The sequence below is a fragment of the Cellulomonas sp. NPDC055163 genome (assembly GCF_053607065.1).
Genome location: NZ_JBSGSU010000001.1, coordinates 878,394 through 897,214, shown reverse-complemented (window position 1 = coordinate 897,214; position 18,821 = coordinate 878,394). Strand labels below are relative to the sequence as shown.

Annotated in this window: 17 protein-coding genes; 12 read left to right on the top strand and 5 right to left on the bottom strand. The window is 75.3% G+C overall.

Going from position 1 to position 18,821, the window contains the following annotated elements; all coding sequences use genetic code 11:
* Window positions 1-232 precede the first annotated feature (232 nt).
* Complete coding sequence (locus ACWFNE_RS03775; RefSeq protein WP_452121119.1) at window positions 233-829, top strand: hypothetical protein; 597 nt, start codon at window positions 233-235, stop codon at window positions 827-829.
* A gap of 43 nt (window positions 830-872) precedes the next feature.
* Here ACWFNE_RS03775 and ACWFNE_RS03770 read toward each other — a convergent pair whose 3' ends face one another.
* Complete coding sequence (locus ACWFNE_RS03770; protein WP_452121118.1) at window positions 873-1,484, bottom strand: TetR/AcrR family transcriptional regulator; 612 nt, start codon at window positions 1,482-1,484, stop codon at window positions 873-875.
* Window positions 1,485-1,577: 93 nt separating this feature from the next.
* On the opposite strand from ACWFNE_RS03770, the gene ACWFNE_RS03765 reads away from it, so the two are divergent.
* Window positions 1,578-2,750 carry an epoxide hydrolase family protein gene (locus ACWFNE_RS03765; RefSeq protein ID WP_452121117.1) on the top strand — a complete coding sequence of 391 codons (1,173 nt, stop codon included), beginning with the start codon at window positions 1,578-1,580 and terminating at the stop codon, window positions 2,748-2,750.
* A 39-nt stretch (window positions 2,751-2,789) separates the two neighbouring features.
* Here the strand turns inward: ACWFNE_RS03765 and ACWFNE_RS03760 are convergent, their stop codons facing one another.
* Window positions 2,790-3,704, bottom strand: a complete 915-nt coding sequence (locus ACWFNE_RS03760; RefSeq protein ID WP_452121116.1) for a helix-turn-helix transcriptional regulator — start codon at window positions 3,702-3,704, stop codon at window positions 2,790-2,792.
* A gap of 162 nt (window positions 3,705-3,866) precedes the next feature.
* On the opposite strand from ACWFNE_RS03760, the gene ACWFNE_RS03755 reads away from it, so the two are divergent.
* Window positions 3,867-4,784, top strand: a complete 918-nt coding sequence (locus ACWFNE_RS03755; RefSeq protein WP_452121115.1) for an MBL fold metallo-hydrolase — start codon at window positions 3,867-3,869, stop codon at window positions 4,782-4,784.
* 39 nt (window positions 4,785-4,823) lie between these two features.
* Here ACWFNE_RS03755 and ACWFNE_RS03750 read toward each other — a convergent pair whose 3' ends face one another.
* Window positions 4,824-6,146, bottom strand: a complete 1,323-nt coding sequence (locus ACWFNE_RS03750) for a glycoside hydrolase family 3 N-terminal domain-containing protein (protein WP_452121114.1) — start codon at window positions 6,144-6,146, stop codon at window positions 4,824-4,826.
* A gap of 361 nt (window positions 6,147-6,507) precedes the next feature.
* Here ACWFNE_RS03750 and ACWFNE_RS03745 point away from each other — a divergent pair, with 361 nt between their 5' ends.
* From ACWFNE_RS03745 to ACWFNE_RS03725, 5 genes are all read left to right on the top strand, one after another.
* Window positions 6,508-7,611, top strand: a complete 1,104-nt coding sequence (locus ACWFNE_RS03745; protein ID WP_452121113.1) for a lytic polysaccharide monooxygenase — start codon at window positions 6,508-6,510, stop codon at window positions 7,609-7,611.
* A 330-nt stretch (window positions 7,612-7,941) separates the two neighbouring features.
* Entirely contained in the window at window positions 7,942-8,520 is a 579-nt protein-coding gene (locus ACWFNE_RS03740; protein ID WP_452121112.1) for a helix-turn-helix domain-containing protein, read from the top strand.
* Window positions 8,517-9,308 carry an SRPBCC family protein gene (locus ACWFNE_RS03735; RefSeq protein ID WP_452121111.1) on the top strand — a complete coding sequence of 264 codons (792 nt, stop codon included), beginning with the start codon at window positions 8,517-8,519 and terminating at the stop codon, window positions 9,306-9,308. Before ACWFNE_RS03740 ends, ACWFNE_RS03735 begins: the two co-directional genes overlap by 4 nt.
* 84 nt (window positions 9,309-9,392) lie before the next feature.
* Window positions 9,393-10,274, top strand: coding sequence for an MBL fold metallo-hydrolase (locus tag ACWFNE_RS03730; protein ID WP_452121110.1), 882 nt, complete (start codon window positions 9,393-9,395; stop codon window positions 10,272-10,274).
* A 4-nt stretch (window positions 10,275-10,278) separates the two neighbouring features.
* Window positions 10,279-10,857 (top strand): dihydrofolate reductase family protein, encoded by a 579-nt coding sequence (locus ACWFNE_RS03725; protein ID WP_452121109.1) that lies wholly within the window; start codon window positions 10,279-10,281, stop codon window positions 10,855-10,857.
* 182 nt (window positions 10,858-11,039) lie between these two features.
* Here ACWFNE_RS03725 and ACWFNE_RS03720 read toward each other — a convergent pair whose 3' ends face one another.
* Window positions 11,040-11,771: a dienelactone hydrolase family protein gene (locus ACWFNE_RS03720; protein ID WP_452121108.1), complete on the bottom strand. Its 732-nt coding sequence runs from the start codon at window positions 11,769-11,771 to the stop codon at window positions 11,040-11,042.
* 246 nt (window positions 11,772-12,017) lie between these two features.
* On the opposite strand from ACWFNE_RS03720, the gene ACWFNE_RS03715 reads away from it, so the two are divergent.
* The 3 genes from ACWFNE_RS03715 (at window position 12,018) to ACWFNE_RS03705 (ending at window position 14,036) form a co-directional block, all read left to right on the top strand.
* On the top strand, window positions 12,018-13,016 hold the full coding sequence (locus tag ACWFNE_RS03715) for a serine hydrolase domain-containing protein (protein ID WP_452121107.1): 999 nt from the start codon (window positions 12,018-12,020) through the stop codon (window positions 13,014-13,016).
* Window positions 13,017-13,158: 142 nt separating this feature from the next.
* On the top strand, window positions 13,159-13,515 hold the full coding sequence (locus ACWFNE_RS03710; protein WP_452121106.1) for an ArsR/SmtB family transcription factor: 357 nt from the start codon (window positions 13,159-13,161) through the stop codon (window positions 13,513-13,515).
* Window positions 13,512-14,036 carry an SRPBCC family protein gene (locus ACWFNE_RS03705; RefSeq protein WP_452121105.1) on the top strand — a complete coding sequence of 175 codons (525 nt, stop codon included), beginning with the start codon at window positions 13,512-13,514 and terminating at the stop codon, window positions 14,034-14,036. Before ACWFNE_RS03710 ends, ACWFNE_RS03705 begins: the two co-directional genes overlap by 4 nt.
* 140 nt (window positions 14,037-14,176) lie before the next feature.
* On the opposite strand, the gene ACWFNE_RS03700 is transcribed toward ACWFNE_RS03705, so the two are convergent.
* The gene (locus ACWFNE_RS03700; RefSeq protein WP_452121104.1) at window positions 14,177-16,078 is read right to left on the bottom strand and encodes an endo-1,4-beta-xylanase; all 1,902 of its coding nucleotides are present in this window, start codon (window positions 16,076-16,078) and stop codon (window positions 14,177-14,179) included.
* A 446-nt stretch (window positions 16,079-16,524) separates the two neighbouring features.
* Between ACWFNE_RS03700 and ACWFNE_RS03695 the strand changes: the two genes are divergently transcribed.
* Window positions 16,525-18,780 carry an RICIN domain-containing protein gene (locus ACWFNE_RS03695; RefSeq protein ID WP_452121103.1) on the top strand — a complete coding sequence of 752 codons (2,256 nt, stop codon included), beginning with the start codon at window positions 16,525-16,527 and terminating at the stop codon, window positions 18,778-18,780.
* Window positions 18,781-18,821: the final 41 nt, after the last annotated feature.

Sequence of the window (18,821 nt, the reverse complement as noted above, 5' to 3'; positions counted from 1 at the left end):
CTGTGGCCGGGGGGGCGCGGGGGCGGTGCCGGCCTGACGGGGTGTTGGTGCGGCGTTGGGCCGGGCCGGGACGGTGCGGGGCCAGGCAGGGCGTCGACGGGCCGTCGGTCGACGGGTGGCCGGCCGCCGCACGTTCGCGCACCGCCGCCCGGGGGCTCTACCGGGGTGCGTCCGCACGCTCGTAGCGTCGACGGTGCACACGGCCGGCGTCCCGTCGTCGAGGAGGATCCCGATGTCCGACACGAGGTCGAGCGTGGAGGCGGCGTCCGACGCCCGGACCACGCTGCTCGAGATCACGACCACTCCGGAGCGCGGGGACGTGCTCGAGCGGCTCGTCGCCGCCGGGCTGGTCACCGCCGGGCGGGATCTCCCGGAGCGGCACGTCCCGCGCGACGTGCGGCCGGTCGAGGAGACCGACAGGGTGACCGCTGCCTTCGCGGGCCGCGTGGACCCCCGGCAGTCCCGTGCGGTGCTGTCCGGCGGCCGGGTGCTCGGCATGTACGTGCAGGACTGCCTCATCAGCACCGAGGCGCAGCCCGCGTACCACCGGCTCCCGAGCTTCAGCACGCACTTCCCATACCACATCGTGTACCTGCTGGGCTTCCCGGCCAACGAGGCGCACACCGTCAACGTGACGCTCCAGGTCTTCTCCGCGGGCACCGTCCGGATCACCGGGACGGGCAGCCCCGCGGCCGTGGTCGTGGGCCAGAGCTCGATCCGCCTCACCGTCCCCGTCGAGGTGCGGACGACCGCCGGCGGCTTCGCGAGCGTCATGGTCCAGCGCGTCGGCCAGACGGGGTTCGACTGGTTCGGCGCGGACGTGTTCTGACCCGCGGTCGCACGGCCGCGTCGGAGCTGTCACGGGGGGTCCGTCATGGCGGTCCCGCGTCGCGCGCCTGCTCGGCCAGGGTCGTCGCGCGAGGTCCCGGCACTCCCAGCAGGAGCAGGGTCGTGGCCGTCACTGCGGCGGCGTCGGACCGGGCCCCGGCCGCGTCGTGGTCGGCGACGGTGAAGACGGCCGACCACGCGACCTGGCTGAGGACGCCCGCGGGCAGGTGCCCCGCGAACGCACCGCTGTCCTGGCCCCGTCCGACGAGGTCGGCGAGCGCGTGCTCGACCGTCCCCAGGAGGGCATGGATCTCCTCGCCGAGCTCACCGCGCCGGAGCGCCACGAGCACGCGGTACCGGTGCGTCAGCGGCCAGAGGCGGGTCACGAAGCCGGCCCACGCCTCCTCGGGCGGCCGCTCGGCGGGGGCCGCCTCCCGGAGGACCGTCGTGATCTCGTCCACGGCGCGCCGCGCGAGGGCCAGCACGAGGTCGGACCGGGACGGGAAGTAGCCGTAGACGGTCCGCCGGACGACCCCGGCTGCGGCGGCCACCTCGCCCATGCCCGCGTCCGGGGTCCTCCCGAGCACCTCGGTCGCCACGTCGAGGAGCCGCTCGCGGGTGTCGCGGCCACGGAGGGCCGGGATCTCGTCCTGCACGCCCCGATGCTTGCACACGCGTGTGCAATGCGCCTAGTTTGCACACTGGTGTGCAACCCGGCCGCCGCAGCGCGAGAGCAGAGGAATCCCACGATGACCGCACCGCACCCCGCACCGACCGACATCCGCCCGTTCCGCGTCGCCGTCCCGGACGCCGAGGTCGACGACCTCCGGGGACGGCTCGCCCGGACGCGCTGGCCGGACCGGGAGACGGTCCCCGACTGGTCGCAGGGCGCCCGCCTGGACGACGTCCGCTCGCTCGTCTCGTCCTGGGAGCAGGAGTACGACTGGCGCCGCCTGGAGTCCCGGCTGAACGCCCACCCGCAGTTCGTCACGACGGTCGACGGGCTCGACATCCATGTCCTGCACGTGCGGTCCCCGCACCCCGGCGCGATGCCCCTGCTGCTCACGCACGGGTGGCCGGGCTCGGTCGCCGACTTCCTCGAGCTGATCGGGCCGCTCACCGACCCCGTCGCGTCCGGGGGCGACGCCGCCGACGCCTTCGACGTCGTCGTCCCGTCGCTCCCCGGCTCCGGGTTCTCCGGCAAGCCGACCGAGCCGGGCTGGGACGTCACGCGGACCGCCGCAGCCTGGACCGAGCTCATGCGCCGGCTGGGCTACGCCACCTGGACGGCGCACGGCGGCGACTGGGGCGCCGCGGTGACCACCGCCCTCGGCGCGATGCGGCCCGACGGTCTGCTCGGCATCCACCTGAGCACCCCGTACGCGTTCCCGGAGCAGCTGCCCGACGCGCTGACCCCCGAGGAGCGCCGGGCTGTGGACGGCCTGGCCCTCTACGCGGGCCCGCTCGGCGGGTCCAACCACCTGCAGGGCACCAGGCCGCAGACCGTGGGGTTCGCACTGGCGGACTCCCCCGCCGGCCAGGCGGCGTGGATCTACGAGAAGTACCAGTCCAAGACGGACAACCGCGGGCTCGCCGAGGACGCGCTCGACGTCGACACCATGCTCGACACGATCTCGCTCTCCTGGTTCACCAACAGCGCGGCGTCGTCTGCCCGGACCTACTGGGAGAACCGGTCCGCGACGATGGCCGGCCCGCGGCTCGACCTGCCGGTCGCCGTGACGCTCTTCCCGCGCGACCTCCCCCGGATGCCGCGGAGCTGGGTCGAGGACGCCTACAGCGACCTCGTGCACCTCGGCGAGGCCGACCGGGGCGGGCACTTCGCCGCGCTCGAGCAGCCCGGCATCCTCGTCGACGAGCTGCGCACCGGCCTGCGCGGCCTGCGGGGGCGGCCGTCCCGGTGAGCGCGCGCGGCACCTCCCCGACCGGCGACGCGCCGGGACCTAGCGAGCGGCCGCCGCCTCCGGGCCGACGCGGTCCCGGACCACGCGCGTGCGCGGCTCGGGCCCGACGGCCTGGGCCAGGAGCTGCAGCGCGGCGGCGTCGGCGGTCCCCGCGCCCGCGGTCGCCAGCACGAGGCGCTGCTCCGGGGCCTGCGGGACGGCGAGCGTCTGCTGCACCACGGTCAGCTCCCCGACGAGCGGGTGACGCATCCCCAGCTCCACCACGTCGCAGTCCCGCACCCGGTGGGCCGCCCACATCGCCGCGAACTCCGGGCTCTCGATGCTCAGGCCGCCGACGAGCCGAGCCAGCAGCGGGTCGTCGGGGTGGCGCCCGACCTGGAGCCGCAGGTGCCCGACGACCGCCCGCGCCTTCGCCGGCCAGTCGCGGTACAGGTCCCGCGTGTGGGCGTCGAGGAACACCATCCGGGTCATGTTCGGCCGGTCGGCCGCAGGCCCCCGCGGGGCGTCGACGGGCACGTGCGCGGCGAAGAACGCGTGGCCCGTCCGGTTCCACGCGAGCACGTCGCTGCGCCGGCCCAGGAGGATCGCCGGCGTGTCGCCGACCGCCGCGAGCAGCTGCTCGGTCTCGGGGGTGACCCGCTCGGGCGTGACGCGGGCCCGGCCGGCCCGGCGCCCGGGGGCCGCGGACAGGTCGTGCACGTGGCGCCGCTCGGCGTCGTCGAGGCACAGCGCCGTCGCGACGGCGTCGAGCACCTCGGCCGACGCGTGCAGCGCCTGCCCCTGCTCGAGGCGCGTGTAGTACGACATCCCGACGCCGGCCAGCAGGGCGACCTCCTCCCGGCGCAGCCCCGTGACGCGGCGCCTCTCGCCGTACGTGCGCAGCCCCGCGTCCTGCGGGGTCAGCGCCGCGCGGCGGGCCTGGAGGAACGAGCCGAGGGGTCCGGGTGAGGTCACCGGCCCAGTGTGCGACCCGGCGGCGCACCCGTGCCCACCCCTGCCGGGGGTAGCCGCACGGTGGGCTGGCCCGGCACCCGCGCGCGCCGCAGCCTCGTCGTGGCCGAGCAGGCCGCCGACGAGCCCCGACACGGGGCGCCGGCACGACGAGAGGTGGACGAGATGCACGAGACGCTGACGCTGGGCGACGTCGAGGTGAGCCGGGTCGTGGAGTTCTCCGGGCCGGTGGGACTGACCACCGAGGGGTTCTTCCCCGGCTCGGACCCCGACGTGTGGCGCGAGGCCGCGGGCTGGCTCGCGCCCGACTTCCTCGACGCGGACACCGACCTGGTGCAGACCGCCGCGCAGACGTGGGTGCTGCGCAGCGCCGGCCGGGTGGTCCTGGTCGACACGGGCCTCGGCAACGGCAAGGAGCGGCCCTACGTGCCGGTCTGGTCGCACCACCACAGCGACTTCCTCGGCGACCTGGCGGCGCTGGGCGTCGCGCCGGAGGACGTCGACGTCGTCGTGAACACCCACCTGCACCTGGACCACGTCGGCTGGAACACCCACCTCGTCGAGCGGACGTGGGTGCCGACGTTCCCGAACGCGACCTACCTGATCCACCGGGCCGAGCTCGAGTTCTGGGACCCGACGGGCCCGCACGCCCCGGCCTTCGGGCGCGGCAACCAGAACGCGTTCGAGGACTCCGTGGCGCCCGTCGTGGCCGCCGGGCAGGTGCAGGTCTGGGACGGCGACCGGCACCGGGTCGACGAGCACCTGACCCTCGAGCTCGCCGGCGGGCACACCCCGGGGTCCGCGGTGGTCGTGCTCGAGTCCGCCGGCACGACCGCGATCTTCGCCGGCGACGTGCTGCACAGCCCCGTCCAGGTCGCCCACCCCGACGTGGACAGCTGCTTCTGCGAGGACCCGATCGAGGCCCGCGCCTCCCGCCGTCGCATCCTGGGCCGGGCCGCGGACACCGGCGCGCTGCTCCTGCCCGCGCACTTCCGGGGCGCCGGCGTGACCCGCGTCCGGCGCGACGGCGACGACTTCGCGCTCGACGGCTGGGGGTCGCCGGTCGGGGCGGGGGCCGTCTGAGGTTCACCGCCCCTCTCGTCCGCACACGCGGTGGGTCGGTCAGGGACCTCCGCGGCCCGCAGGCTCGGCGACTGCGCCGCCCGCCGGGGACGTCGCCGGTGCGGCCGGGGCGGTCCCCGCTCCTGCGGCGGCGGGAGTCGTCGCCGGTGCCGGTGCCCCCGGACCGCCCGGGACGGCGAGGGTCGGCGTCGTGACGTCGAGGCAGGACATCGCGACCGGGTCGCCGCCCGCGAGCGCGGTGACGCGCGCCGCCGCCTCCGAGAGGCGGTCCTCGGGGAGGCGGCCGGTGCGCACGGCGTCGACGAGCGCGTCGCGCATCCCCACGGCGTGGCGCCCGTCGGTCGTGAGCACGGCGTCCGCCCCGGCGCCGACGGCCTCGACGGCGGCCGCCGGGAAGTCCCACCGCAGGTTCACCGCGCCCATGCCGACGGAGTCGGTGATCGCGACCCCGTCGAAGCCCATGTCGCGCAGCAGCGCGTACGCGCGCGGGCTCAGCGACGCCGGCCGGTCGGGGTCGAGCGCCGCGTACTGCAGGTGGTTGAGCATGACGACGGGCGCACCGGCGTCGATCGCCCGCTGGAACGGCAGCAGGTCGGTCGCCGCGAGCTCGTCGACGCCCGCGGTCACGAGCGAGGACCGCGCGTGGGAGTCGACGGTCGAGCGTCCGTGCCCGGGGAAGTGCTTCATGGTCGGTGTGACGCCCGCGTCGGTGAGGCCCGCGGCGTAGGCGAGGCCGTAGTCGGCGGCCGTGGCCGGGTCCGCGCTGAACGACCGGTCGCCGATCACTCCCCCGGCGGGCCCCTCGTCGAGGTCGAGCACGGGCGCGAGGTCGAGGTCGACGCCCACGCCCGCGAGCGCCGTGCCGGTCGCGGCGGCGCGCTCCCGCACGGCCTCGGGGGTCTCGCGCTGCGCCATGCGCCGGGGCGACGGCCCTGCGCCGACGACGTCCCGCATGAGCGCGACGCGACCCGACTCCTCGTCGGTCGAGACGAGCAGCGGCCGGCCCGCGGCGGCGCGCAGCCCGGCCGACAGCGCCGCGACCTGCGCCGACGAGCGGACGTTGCTCTCGGACAGGAAGACGCCGCCGACGCCGAGACCGACGACCTCCTGCGCGAGCGGGTCGGCGGCCGTGCGCACCCCCGGCAGGCCGACGACGAGCGTCGCGGCAGCCCGCTGCTCGAGCGGTGCGGGCGTGCACGTGGGTGTGGGCGTCGGCGTGGGCGCCGGCGTGCGCGTGACCGCGACGGTGTCCGGGCTCGGCGTCGCGACGGGCTCGTCCACTCCGTCGGCGAGCGCAGCCGCACCGACCGAGCCGGCGCCGAGGCAGACGACCGCGAGGCCCGCGAGCGCCGTGGCTCGCACGCGCCCGGCCCATCGCGAGGGACGCGCGTGCCGCGGAGCCGGGTTGCCCGGGACCCGGTTCGGTCCGGCGGGCGGGGAGGCGGGCGTCACCGGGGCAGGCTATGCCGGGGCCTGGCGGCCGGCCTCCCGAGGGGGGCACGGTCACCTGGGCGTGGAGCAGCACCACTCGATCGTGCGGATCGTCACGCGGCGACTCACACCATGAGGAGCTCGTCCACGACCCCGGGCCCCACCAGCCGTCCGCGAGCGCCTGTCGACGGGCGTCAGCTCACGGGCGCCGAAGCGTTTCATCGCTTGCCGCGCCCCCGCGCCCGGCCGAGGGTGCACCTACGTTCGCTCAGCCCTGTCCCGGAGGGGGACCATGTCACGCCTCTCACCACTCCGCCGCGTCGCCGCGGCCGTCAGCACCCTCGCGATCGGCGCCGCGATGGTGGTCGGCTCCATCGTCACGGCGGGGCCCGCCGCGGCCCACGGAGCCGTGTCCGACCCGCCCACGCGCATCTACGGCTGCTGGGACCGCTGGAAGTCCAACCACGCGGACCCCGCGATGCAGACGCAGGACCCCGCGTGCTGGGACGCCTGGCAGGCGAACCCGAACGCCATGTGGAACTGGAACGGCATCTTCCGCGAGGGTGTCGCCGGCCGGCACGAGCAGGTGATCCCCGACGGGAAGCTCTGCTCCGCGGACAACCCGATCTACGCGGCCGCCGACACCCCCGGCGGCTGGCGCACGACCGCGAAGCCGTACGACTTCCGGCTCACCCTGACCGACCCGTCCAACCACGGCGCGGACTACCTGAAGATCTACGTGACCAAGCAGGGCTACGACGCGAGGACCGAGCCGCTCACGTGGGCCGACCTCGAGCTCGTCACGACGACGGGCCGCTACGGGCCCACGAGCCCGTACGTGGCCGACGTGAGCATCCCGCGCGACCGCCGCGGGCACCACGTCGTGTTCACGATCTGGCAGGCCAGCCACCTCGACCAGCCGTACTACCAGTGCAGCGACGTGACCTTCGGGGGCGACAGCACGACGCCGACGCCGACGCCCACCGTGACGCCGACGCCCACGCCCACGGTGACGCCCACGCCGACGCCCACGCCCACGGTGACGCCGACCCCGACGCCCACGGTCACCCCGACGCCCACGCCCACGGCCGGAACGGGCGGCTGCACCGCGACGTACGCCAAGCGCGGGGAGTGGACCGGCGGGTTCAGCAGCGAGGTCAAGGTGACGGCGGGCGCCGCGGCGATCCGCGGCTGGCAGGTCGCCCTGACCTGGCCCGACGGCCAGCGCGTCACGAACGTGTGGAGCGCGTCCGCGACGACGAGCGGGTCGACGACGACCGCGAGCAACGCTGACTACAACGGCAGCCTCGCCGCGGGCGCCAGCACGAGCTTCGGTTTCAACGGCTCGTGGACCGGGGGCAACGGCAGCCCGGCGGTGACCTGCACCGCACGCTGACCTCCGGGCCGGCAGCGCACCACGCACCGCGAGGGCCGCACGTCTCCGGACGCGCGGCCCTCGTGCGCGTTCGGGGGCCCCTGCCGTCGCGCGCGCCCGGCGTGCGGCTCGGGCGCGACCGGCAGACGTCGCGGTCGGCGGCGGCGCGACCGGGCGGAGGTCGTGGTCGCGGTCGGCGGCGGCGCGACCGGGCGGAGGTCGTGGTCGTGGTCGGCGGCGGCGCGACCGGGCGGAGGCCGTGGTCGACGCCCGGCCCGGCGTACCGGCCGGAGTCGGACCGGTGCTGGGCCGCGTCTTGACAGATTTTCTTGTCAAGGCCACGGTGGATCTGTGCAGGACATCGAGGTCATCGAGAGCGCCGAGGCGGCCGCCGCTGCGCTCGACCCCGTCCGCGCCCGGCTGCTCGCCGAGCTGACCGTGCCGGCGTCCGCCGCCGGGCTCGCCGCCCGCGTGGGCCTCACCCGCCAGAGGGTCCGGTACCACCTCACGGCGCTCGAGGCGCACGGCCTCGTCGAGCTGGCCGAGGAACGCCGGCACGGCGGGATCACGGAGCGCGTGCTCCGGGCGTCCGCGGCGTCCTACGTCGTCTCGCCCGCGGCCGTCAGCGCCGCCGCGGCCGACCCGGACGCCAACGCCGACCACCTCTCCGCCGCGTACCTCGTCGCGCTCGCGGGCCGGCTCGTGCGCGAGGTCGGGACGCTCGCGCGGCGGGCGGGCGCGACGGGCCGCCGCCTGCCGACGATGACCATCGACACCCGGATCGGCTTCCGGTCGGCCGCCGACCGCGCCGCCTTCGCGGACGAGCTCACCGCCGTGGTGCTCGACCTGGCCGCCCGCTACCACCACGACGACGGGCGCCCGCACCGGCTCGTCGTCGCCGCCCACCCCGTCCCCGAGGAGCGCGCATGAGCACGACCCCGGACGTCCCGTACCGCCTCGAGCTCAGCGTCGAGGTCCCGGGCACCCCCGAGCAGGTGTGGCAGGCGATCGCGACCGCGGGAGGGCTGAGCGCCTGGTACCTGCCGACCGAGCTCGAGGAGCGCGTCGGCGGCGCGGTGCGCTTCACGATCGGCACCGAGATGGGCGCCGACGCCGAGGTCACCGGCTGGGACCCGCCACGCCGCCTGGCCTTCGACGAGGACTGGGCCGACCTCATGGGCGCGGACCCGGAGACGCTCAGCCCGCTCACGTGCGAGCTCCTCGTCGAGGCGCGGTCCGGCGGCACGTGCGTCGTCCGCGTCACGAGCAGCGGCTTCGGGACGGGGGCCGACTGGGAGCAGGAGTGGTGGGACGAGCTCGCCCCGGCCTGGCTGCCCTATCTCGACAACCTGCGCCTCTACCTGGCGCACTTCCCCGGTCAGCAGGCCACGCGGCTCGAGGCCGCCGCCGAGCTCCCGGGCGGCCCCGACCCCGTCTGGTCGACGGTGCGCGACGCGCTCGGGCCGGTCGCCGAGGGCGTGACCCTCGAGCTGCGCGGCACGACCGGGACGGTCGAGCGGGTCGGCGCGCGGCAGGTGCTGGTCCGGCTCACGTCACCCGTGCCCGGGATGCTGAACGTCTTCGCGGACGGCCACGGCGACCGCCCGACGACCGCGGGCGTGCGGGCGTACCTGTTCTCCGCCGACGCCGCGGAGTACGTCCGGCGCGAGCAGCCCGCGTGGCAGGCGTGGCTCGAGGGCCTCGCCGTGCGCACCTGAGCCCGGCCGCGCCGCAGCCGCCGGCCACCGGCCCGTGGCCCACCGACCTACCCACCGGCCCACCGACCGACGAGAGGAACGACCGTGCTGACACAGGTTGCGGAGGGCGTGCTCGTCCACGAGAGCGCGTTCGTGCAGAGCAACGCCGTCGTGGTGCAGGGCGCGGCGGGTGTGCTGCTCGTCGACCCCGGGATCACGGGCGCCGAGCTGGGCTGCCTCGCGGACGACCTCGACCGGCTCGGGCGGGCCGTCGTCGCGGGCTTCTCGACGCACCCCGACTGGGACCACGTGCTGTGGCACCCGCGGCTCGGCGGTGCGCCCCGCTGGGCCACCGCCCGCGCCGCCAGCACGATCCGGGACCTGCTGGCCGACCCGGGCACCCTCGACCGCGTCGCGGAGCACCTGCCGCCCGAGATCCACGGGCAGGTGCCGCTGGACCTCTTCGGGCTCCTCACCGGCCTGCCCGCCGCGGCCACGGAGCTGCCGTGGGACGGCCCGCGGGTCCGGGTCCTCGAGCACCGGGCGCACGCCGCAGGTCACGCGGCGCTGCTCGTCGAGGACCGCGGCGTGCTCGTCGCCGGCGACATGCTGTCCGACGTCTTCATCCCGATGCTGGACCTCGAGGCCGCCGACCCCGTCGGGGACTACCTCGCGGGACTGCGCCTGCTCGAGGACGCGGCCGGTGACGTCGACGTCGCCGTCCCCGGTCACGGGTCCGTGGCGCGCGGGGACGAGGTGCGCGCCCGCATCGAGCTCGACCGCGCCTACGTCCTCGCGCTGCGCGACGGCCGTGAACCCGACGACCCGCGCATCGGCCCGGCGGCGAAGGACGGGTGGGACTGGGTCGTCGGCATCCACGAGTGGCAGGCCGAGCAGCTGTCCCGCCGCGACGAGCCCGACGACGCGTCCGGGCACGAGCCCGATGACGCGTCCGGGCACCAGCCCGCGCCGACCGGGAGCCGGTGACCGCGTGGCCAGGCTCGTGTACCTGGCGATCGCGTCGCTCGACGGGTACGTCGAGGACGCGTCGGGCTCGTTCGACTGGGCTGCGCCCGACGAGGAGGTGCACGCGTTCGTCAACGACCTCGCGCGGCCGATCGGCACCCACCTGTACGGCCGCCGCATGTACGAGACGATGGCGTACTGGGAGACGGCGAGCACCGGCGACGACGTGACGCCGCCCGAGCGCGACTTCGCGCGGATCTGGCGCGCGGCGGACAAGGTCGTCCACTCCCGCACGCTGCCCGCGCCGACCACCGCCCGCACGCGGCTCGAGCGCCGGTTCGACCCGGACGACGTGCGGCGGCTCGTGGGCTCGGCAGCGCGCGACGTCTCGGTCGGCGGCGCCGACCTCGCGGGTCAGGCGCTCGCCGCCGGGCTCGTCGACGAGTGCCAGCTGGTCCTCTGCCCGGTCGCGGTCGGCGGCGGCACCCCGGTGTTCCCGCGCGGCCTGCGCGCGGGTCTCGAGCTCGTCGAGGAACGCCGCTTCCGCGGCGGCGCCGTCTTCCTCCGGTACGCGGTGCTCCGGACCGACCGGCCCGCACCCTGAGCCGGGTCGGACCGGCCCGCGACGACCCGGGTCGGGTCGCGGACCGGCCCGCGCGCGACCCTACGGGCCAGCGGCGGACCGGGTCGCCGGGCGGCCGGTGACGGGACCGGCCGCCCGACCGACCGGCGACGGAGCGAGGTCGCCCGCCGGCCGGGCGCGACGTCAGCGACCGCGACCGCCGGTCACACCCCCTCCCGCAGGTGCCGGTCGAGGAAGCGGCACGAGTCCTCGAGCTCGAACCGGGGCGTGCCGAGGTGGCCGCCCGGGTTGGCGTGCAGCGTCTTCTCGGTGCTGCCGCACGCGTCGAACAGGTCGAGGGCGCGCTGCCGGGGGTTGCCCTCGTCGTCCCACTGCAGCAGGAGCAGCAGCGGGGCGGTGAGCTGCCGCGCCTCCTCCCGCTGCGCGTGCGGCACGTAGCCCCCGGCGAAGAGCCCGAGGGCCGCGATGCGGGGCTCGACGACCGCGAGCCGGATGCCGAGGGCGGCCCACCCGCTGTAGCCGACCGGCCCACGGACCTCGGGCAGGCCGAGGAGCGCGTCGAGGGCCACCCGCCAGTCGGGGACGGCGCCGGCGACCAACGGCCCGACGAGGGTCTCGAGGAGCTCGTCGACCGGCTCGCCGGCCCGCACCGCCCGGCCCAGGTCGGCGCGGGCCTGCTCGTCGGCCGGGGAGCGCGGCCGGTCGCCGCACCCGGTCGCGTCGATCGACGCGACCGCGTAGCCGTGCTCCGCCGCGGCGTACCGGGCGCGGGCGACGAGGCGGGCGTCGCTCTTGGGGAGCCCGTTGTTGTGGGCCACGAGGACCAGCGGAGCCGGCGCGGGGCCGGGCGTCCACAGGGTCACGGGGATCTCGCCGAGGGTGAGCTCGCGCTCGACGACGCCGTCGTCGAGTCGCTGCTCGGAGATGAGCTGCATGGTCGTGCCTCTCGGGGTGCGCTGGGGTGGCGCTCCCGGGCGACCTACCGCCCGACCGTGACCCCGGAGGGGAGCACCCATGTCGTCACTGCGTTCACGGGTACCACCTCCTCGTCCTCCTGCACGGTCAGGCGGACGCTAGCAGCGGAGCCCGCGTGTGCCCAGGGATTTTCGGACCTGCGCGGGCGTGCACGCCGACAGCGAACGAGGGCCCGGGCGCCGGGCGCCGCCCGCGAGGATGACCGCATGACGACCCGCCCGGAGCCGACCACCGATGCCGACCACGACCTCGCCGCGCGCGTGCAGCGCCTGCTCGGGAGGCGCCACCCCGTCGTCGGCGTCGCGGCCGTCACGCCCGGCGGCACCGCGAGCGTGCTCCTGGGCGCCGGACCGGAGGCGGACCTCGAGCTCGGGTCGGTCTCGAAGGGGGTGACCGGCCTGCTGTACGTCGACGCGCTCGAGCGGGGTGAGGTGTCGGCGTCGGCGACGCTGGCCGACCACCTGCCGCTCGACGGGACCGCCGTCGGCGCCGTGCGGCTCGCCGACCTGGCGACCCACCGCTCGGGACTGCCGCGCCTCGCGCCGGGCACCCAGGTGCTGCGGAGCAGCGTCGCACTGTGGCGGCACGGCACGAACCCGTACGGCGAGACGCTCGACGAGCTCCTCGACGCGGTGCGCACCGTCGCGCCCGGCGCCCCGAGGCCGCGGTACTCCAACCTCGGCTTCGAGCTCCTCGGCCACGCCGTCGCGGCGGCTGCGGGCACCACGTACGCCGACCTGCTGCGCACGCGCGTCGCGGAGCCGCTCGGCCTGGACCCGTTCTACGTCCCGGCGACGCCCGGCGCCCTGCGTCCGGGCGCGCTGCTCGGGCGCAGCCGCCGCGGGCGCGTCCAGGAGGCGTGGACCGGCGAGGCCCTGGCCCCGGCGGGCGGCATCCGCTCCTCGCTGGGCGCGGCCGCTCGGCTGACCGCCGCGCTGCTCGACGGCGCGGCGCCGGGGATGCGGGCGCTCGACCCGGTCGCGCCGCTGGGGCGGGGTGTGCAGGTCGGGGCGGCGTGGGTCGTGCTCGGCGCGCGCGGGCGGGACGTCACGTGGCACAACGGCGGCACCGGCGGGTTCCGCTCGTGGCTCGGGCTGGACCGCTCGGCCGGCACCGGTGTCGTCGTCGTCTCCGCGACCGCGGCATCGGTGGACCGCGCCGGGTTCGCACTGCTCGCGGAGCTCGCGCCGCCAGGGCGTCGCTGACTCCGGGTGCCCGTGCCCCCGCCTGCGTGCGGTCGACACCGGCTGGGCTCGACACCGGCTGGGCTCGACACCGGCTGCGCCCGGCCGACGCGGTGCCGTCAGCCGCTCTTGACGCATTCCCATATCGGCATACGATTGCCGCATGGCCCGCGCAGCGACGACGTCCGACGTCTTCAACGCCATCGCCGAGCCGCAGCGCCGCGAGATCCTCGCGCTGCTGCGCGCCGGCGAGCGTCCCGTGACCGAGCTCGCGCAGGAGCTGGGCCTGACCCAGCCCGGTGCGTCCAAGCACCTGCGGGTGCTCCGCGAGGTCGGTCTCGTGCACGACCGCAAGGTCGGCAGGCAGCGGGTGTACGGCCTCGACGCCCGCGGGCTGCGACCGGTGCACGCGTGGACCGGCGGGTTCGAGCAGTTCTGGAACGAGAGCCTCGAGCGGCTCGACGCGTACGTGCAGGAGCTCGCGCAGGCAGCACAGGAACCCCAGGAGGAGCAGCCATGAGCACGACAGGACGAGCAGCCCCGACGGCCGCCGCAGCCACCCAGCCCGCACCGGCGCAGTCCCCGACGGCCGACCGCGAGGTCGTCGTCTCCCGGGTCGTCGCCGCACCGCCCGCGCGGGTGTTCGAGGCGTTCACCGAGGTCCGGCACCTGTCCCGGTGGTGGGGGCCGGACGGGTTCACCACCACGACGCGCGCGTTCGAGTTCCGCGTCGGCGGCGCATGGGAGTTCGTGATGCACGGGCCGGACGGGACGGACTACCCCGAGTGGATCTCCTGGACGGGGATCACGGCGCCGGAGCGCATCGCGTTCCGGCACGGCGAGAGCAGCGACGACCCGAACGCCTTCGAGTCGGTCCTCACGTTCACCCCCGACGGCGCGGCGACCCGCGTCGTGCTGCACACCGTGTTCCCGACCGTCGAGCTGCGCGACGAGGCGGTCGAGAAGTACCACGCCGTCGAGGGCGGCCGGCAGACGCTCGGCAACCTCGCCGCCTACGTCGCCGAGGGCCTGCCGGGCTGAACCGAGGGCCCGCCGGCGGGGCGGCCCGACCCGCCGAGGGCCTGCCGGCCTGAGCCGAGCCCGTCGGCGGAGCGGCCCGACGCCCCCGGCGCTCGGCCGGGTGCCCACGTCGGGCCGCCCTCACCGGCGGACCTGTTCCGTCAGGACCTCGGTCGCGGCGGCTTCCTCGTCTCGAGCGCGGCGACGGCGTCGACGAGCGCGGCCGTAGCGTCGTTCACCTTGGCCTGCGAGCCACCCCGGGCGAGGACGGCCTGGGCACGGCCCAGCGCCTTCTTCACCGCGGCGACGCTCGTGCCGGTGTAGGTGTGGCCGCGCAGGTCCAGCGCCTCGGCCGCTGCGACGGCCTCCGCGAGCGCCGAGGTGTCCGTGATGGGCGCCCGAACGCCGAGCCAGCGCTCGGGGTCGGCGACCGCGGCCGCGGCGAGCTTCTCGCTGAAGTCGCTGTTGAAGATCAGCGGGTTGTGGGTGGACCGCCAGCTGAGCTCGTCCGTCAGACCCCAGAACGTGACCCGGTTGATGTCCGTGGAGTACGCCTTGTAGACGGCGAAGTACTCGGCGAACCGCTGGGCCTGGATCGCCTCGAGCTCGGCGCGGTTCGTGATCTTCCCGACCCAGTAGGTGAACTCGTCCCGCGAGATGCGGTCGGCGACCGACGGGTCGGTCAGGTCGCGGTACTGCGAGCGGTCGTCGCCCTCGGGCTGGCCGTTCCACGCCTCCCAGACCTGGAGGTCCAGCTCGCTGATGTCGGCGGTCATGCCGGCCTCGGTGATGAGCTGCAGCGACCGCTCGACCGAGGCGGTGTCCGAGCACGCGCCGGGGCGCCACTCCTCCGCCGCGTCGTCCGACAGCCCGGGCAGGCGGGTGTGGTCGGAGCAGGCGAAGGCCGGGGTCTGGTTGATGTAGTTGTGCGACTGGAGCCCGATCGTCTCGACGAGCAGCCGGGGGTCCTGGGGGTGGTCGGCGGCGTACCGCGCGTTGAGGTCCTGGGCCATGGCGACGATCGCCTCGCCCTTGCCCTCGGACTGGAAGACGTTGAAGTCGTTGTAGACGAGCCGGACCTCCGGTGCGTACGTGCGCGCGAACACGAACGCGTCGTACAGGAAGTCGGCCGGGCTCTCGCCGGCGGACGCGTTCAGACCGTTGGCGTAGGCCGAGTACCAGAGCGACTGGCCGCCGTTCGGGCCGCCGCGCAGGAAGTCGCGCCAGTCCTGCGTCGCGGGGTCGAACTCCTCGAGCCCGTCGACGAACGCCTCGTTGACGACGTCCCAGGAGACGGCGCGGCCCTGGAAGTGGGTCAGCACCTGCTCGATGTAGCGCTCCATGTTGGAGCGGGCCTGCTCGCGCGTGCCGCCCGTCGGGCCGCTGTTGATGCGCGCCGGCGACTGCCCGTGCCACACGAGCACGTGGCCGTGGACGTCCATGCCGCGCTCGAGCGTCTCGTCGACGAACGCGTCGGCGGCCGTGAAGTCGAACGTGAAGTCGCCCGTCTCGGGGTCGATGTTCTCGTTCGGCAGCAGCTGGTCCGGCTTCATCGCGTTCTCGGCCGTCATGACGTCGTAGTGCCGCGCGACGGTCGCCTCGTTGGGCGAGCCGGGCTCGTACGTCTGCGGGCCCGACCAGATGTTCCCGACGTCGAAGTGGTCGCGGTAGACGTCCTTGAGCGGGGCCATCTGCCGCCGGAACGTGGTGTCGAGGACGACGTCGCCCGCGGGCATCGTGAACGAGTCCACCCGGGCGCCGATCCAGCCGAGCTCGTCGGACGTCCACCCGCCCCACACCTGGTGCCGCCCCGGCGCCGCCGTGAGCTCGACCGTCTCACCGGCCTCGTAGCTGCCCTCGCCGGCGACGGTCCCGCGTCCGGCGACGTGGATCTCCACGTCGTACGTCTCGTCCGCGACGGCGCCCTGGGCGGGTCCGGCGAGGCCGACCGCCGCCAGCACGACCGCCGTGGCCGCTCCTGTCCATCGCGCGGCCCAGCGCCGACCGTCCTTCGGCACCACCTCGGGTGCACCGTCACGTCGTCGTGCGGCAAGCGTCCTCATGCGTCGTCCTCTCGCTGGTCCCCCGGGGTCGCCCGGCGGCGGCGGGCGCCCCGTCGGTCCGACGTCTGGTCACGTCCCTGTGCCAGGAGTGCCGAGGCCGCCCGGTGGTCGGCGCAGCCTCGTCGCTGGCGCAGTCCGTCGACGACGCCCGCCCGGGAACGGTCGTGCCGCCTCTACACCGGTGTAGGGGCGGCAGTCGACGAAAACGTTCTACACCCGGATGGGTGACACCGTAAGGAGGCGTCGGAGGCGCGTCAAGGCCGACCGAACGGTCGGACCCGTGACAGGCGAGGCCGTTCTCCACCGGTGCACACGAACCGTTTCAGAGGGGTGGCCGTGGCTGCCGAGCCCGTGCCACAGTGGCGCCTTCGCGGATGTTAACGCTCACACCCTGTCCCGGTGCAGCGGCGCGTCCTCCCCACAGCGCAGTGGTCCAGGAGCCAGCGATGACCGACGACGACGTCGACGTGCAGCACCAGCCGAGCAGCGCCCCCGGGCGCGCAGCCCCCCAGCGCCGTCCCCGCACGGGTCGTCCTCGCACCACCCTGTCCTGGCCGAGCCCGCGCCCGCGCCGGGGTCCGAGCCCGCACGTGGGTCCGAGCCCGCGCCGCCCCCGTCGGACCGCCGCCCACGCCCACGCGCGCCGCCTCTGGACCGCCCTCGGCGTCGCGCTGAGCCTCGCCGTCTCCGGCGCCCTCGCCGTCGCCGCCGCACCACCCGCCCCCGCCGCGACGCCGGACACGTCCGCGACCTACGTACTGGTCAACCGCAACAGCGGCAAGGCGCTCGACGTGTATGACTTCGCGACCAGCGACGGCGCGCGGATCACGCAGTGGACCCGCGGCGACGGCGCCAACCAGCGGTGGCAGCTCGTGAGCTCGGGCGACGGGTACTACCGGATCCGGTCCCAGCACTCCGGCAAGGTCCTCGACGTCTCGGGCCGGTCGCTCGCCGACGGCGGCCCCGTCGTCCAGTGGGCCGACACCAACGGGACGAACCAGCAGTGGCGGCTCCAGGACACCACCGACGGGTACGTCACGCTGATCAACCGCAACAGCGGCAAGGCCCTCGAGGTCCAGGGCGCGTCCACGGCAGACGGGGGGAACATCGTGCAGTACTCCAGCTGGGGCGGGACCAACCAGCAGTGGCTGCTCGCCCGCGTCGGGTCGTCCACCCCGACGCCGACCCCGACCACGCCCCCGACGGGCACCTTCACCAACCCCGTCGTCTGGCAGGACTTCGCCGACGGCGACATCATCCGCGTCGGCGACGCGTACTACTACTCGGCGTCGACCATGCACTACTCGCCCGGTGCGCCGATCCTGCGGTCGTACAACCTCGTGGACTGGGAGTACGCGGGCCACTCCGTGCCACGCCTCGACTTCGACGACGCCGGCTACGACCTGACGGCGGGCCGCAAGTACGTCAAGGGCATCTGGGCGTCGACGCTCGGGTACCGGCCCAGCAACCGCACGTACTACTGGATCGGCTGCACGGAGTTCAACCGCACGTACGTCTACACCGCGTCGGCGGTCGACGGCACGTGGACCAAGAAGGCCCGGCTCAACCAGTGCTACTACGACGCGGGCCTGCTCGTGGACACCGACGACACGATGTACGTCGCGTACGGCAACGGCACGATCAGCGTCGCGCAGCTCAGCTCGGACGGCACGTCGCAGATCCGCGCGCAGCAGGTCTTCCAGACGCCGGCGAACGTCGGGACGCTCGAGGGCGCCCGGTTCTACAAGCGCGGCAGCTACTACTACATCTGGCTGACCCGCCCCGCGAACGGCCAGTACGTGCTGCGCTCGACCTCGCCGTTCGGCCCCTACGACATGCGGCAGGTGCTCCTCGACCTGCCGGGCCCGATCTCCGGCGGCGGCGTGCCGCACCAGGGCGGGCTCGTCCAGACGCAGGCCGGGGACTGGTGGTACATGGCGTTCACCGACGCGTACCCGGGCGGGCGGGTGCCGACCCTCGCGCCGATCAGCTGGAGCGCCGACGGCTGGCCGTCCGTGCAGACCGTCAACGGCCGGTGGGGTGCGACGTACCCGCGACCGAACATCTCGACCAGCAGGACCGTCGCGCCGATGACGGGGAAGGACACGTTCGCCGGTCCCGCGCTCGGGCACCGGTGGGAGTGGAACCACAACCCCGACACGAGCCGGTTCAGCGTCGCGAACGGGCTCCGGCTCCAGACCGCCACGGTCACGAACGACCTGTACGCCGCGCGCAACACCCTCACGCACCGCATCCAGGGTCCGTCCTCGACGGCCACGATCGAGCTCGACCACTCGGCGATGGCCGACGGCGACCGGTCCGGGCTCGCGATGCTGCGGCAGTCGTCGGCGTGGATCGGCGTGGTCCGGACGGGCGGCGCCTCCCGCGTCGTGATGACCGACGGGCTCACGATGAACAGCTCGTGGGCGACGACCGGGACCGGGGTCGAGCGCGCCTCGGCGCCGTTGTCCGGCGGGCGGGTGTGGCTGCGCGCGACGGCGGACATCCGGCCGGGGTCGGGCCGCACGGCGACGTTCTCGTACAGCACGGACGGGACCACGTTCGTGCCGCTCGGGCCCGCGTTCGTCCTGAACAACGAGTGGCAGTTCTTCATGGGCTACCGGTTCGGGATCTTCAACCACGCGACGCGCGCACTCGGCGGGGCCGTCACCGTCCGCAGCTTCGACCTGACGACCCCCTGAGCCACGTCGGCCGCCCGACCCGCCCGACCGTGCTGTCTCCC

Coding starts and splice junctions, on each gene's coding strand:
- ACWFNE_RS03775 (WP_452121119.1), top strand. CDS start 233: ATGTCCGACACGAGGTCGAGCGTGGAGGCGGCGTCCGACGCCCGGACC.
- ACWFNE_RS03765 (WP_452121117.1), top strand. CDS start 1,578: ATGACCGCACCGCACCCCGCACCGACCGACATCCGCCCGTTCCGCGTC.
- ACWFNE_RS03755 (WP_452121115.1), top strand. CDS start 3,867: ATGCACGAGACGCTGACGCTGGGCGACGTCGAGGTGAGCCGGGTCGTG.
- ACWFNE_RS03745 (WP_452121113.1), top strand. CDS start 6,508: ATGTCACGCCTCTCACCACTCCGCCGCGTCGCCGCGGCCGTCAGCACC.
- ACWFNE_RS03735 (WP_452121111.1), top strand. CDS start 8,517: ATGAGCACGACCCCGGACGTCCCGTACCGCCTCGAGCTCAGCGTCGAG.
- ACWFNE_RS03720 (WP_452121108.1), bottom strand. CDS start 11,771: ATGCAGCTCATCTCCGAGCAGCGACTCGACGACGGCGTCGTCGAGCGC.
- ACWFNE_RS03715 (WP_452121107.1), top strand. CDS start 12,018: ATGACGACCCGCCCGGAGCCGACCACCGATGCCGACCACGACCTCGCC.
- ACWFNE_RS03710 (WP_452121106.1), top strand. CDS start 13,159: ATGGCCCGCGCAGCGACGACGTCCGACGTCTTCAACGCCATCGCCGAG.
- ACWFNE_RS03705 (WP_452121105.1), top strand. CDS start 13,512: ATGAGCACGACAGGACGAGCAGCCCCGACGGCCGCCGCAGCCACCCAG.
- ACWFNE_RS03700 (WP_452121104.1), bottom strand. CDS start 16,078: ATGAGGACGCTTGCCGCACGACGACGTGACGGTGCACCCGAGGTGGTG.
- ACWFNE_RS03695 (WP_452121103.1), top strand. CDS start 16,525: ATGACCGACGACGACGTCGACGTGCAGCACCAGCCGAGCAGCGCCCCC.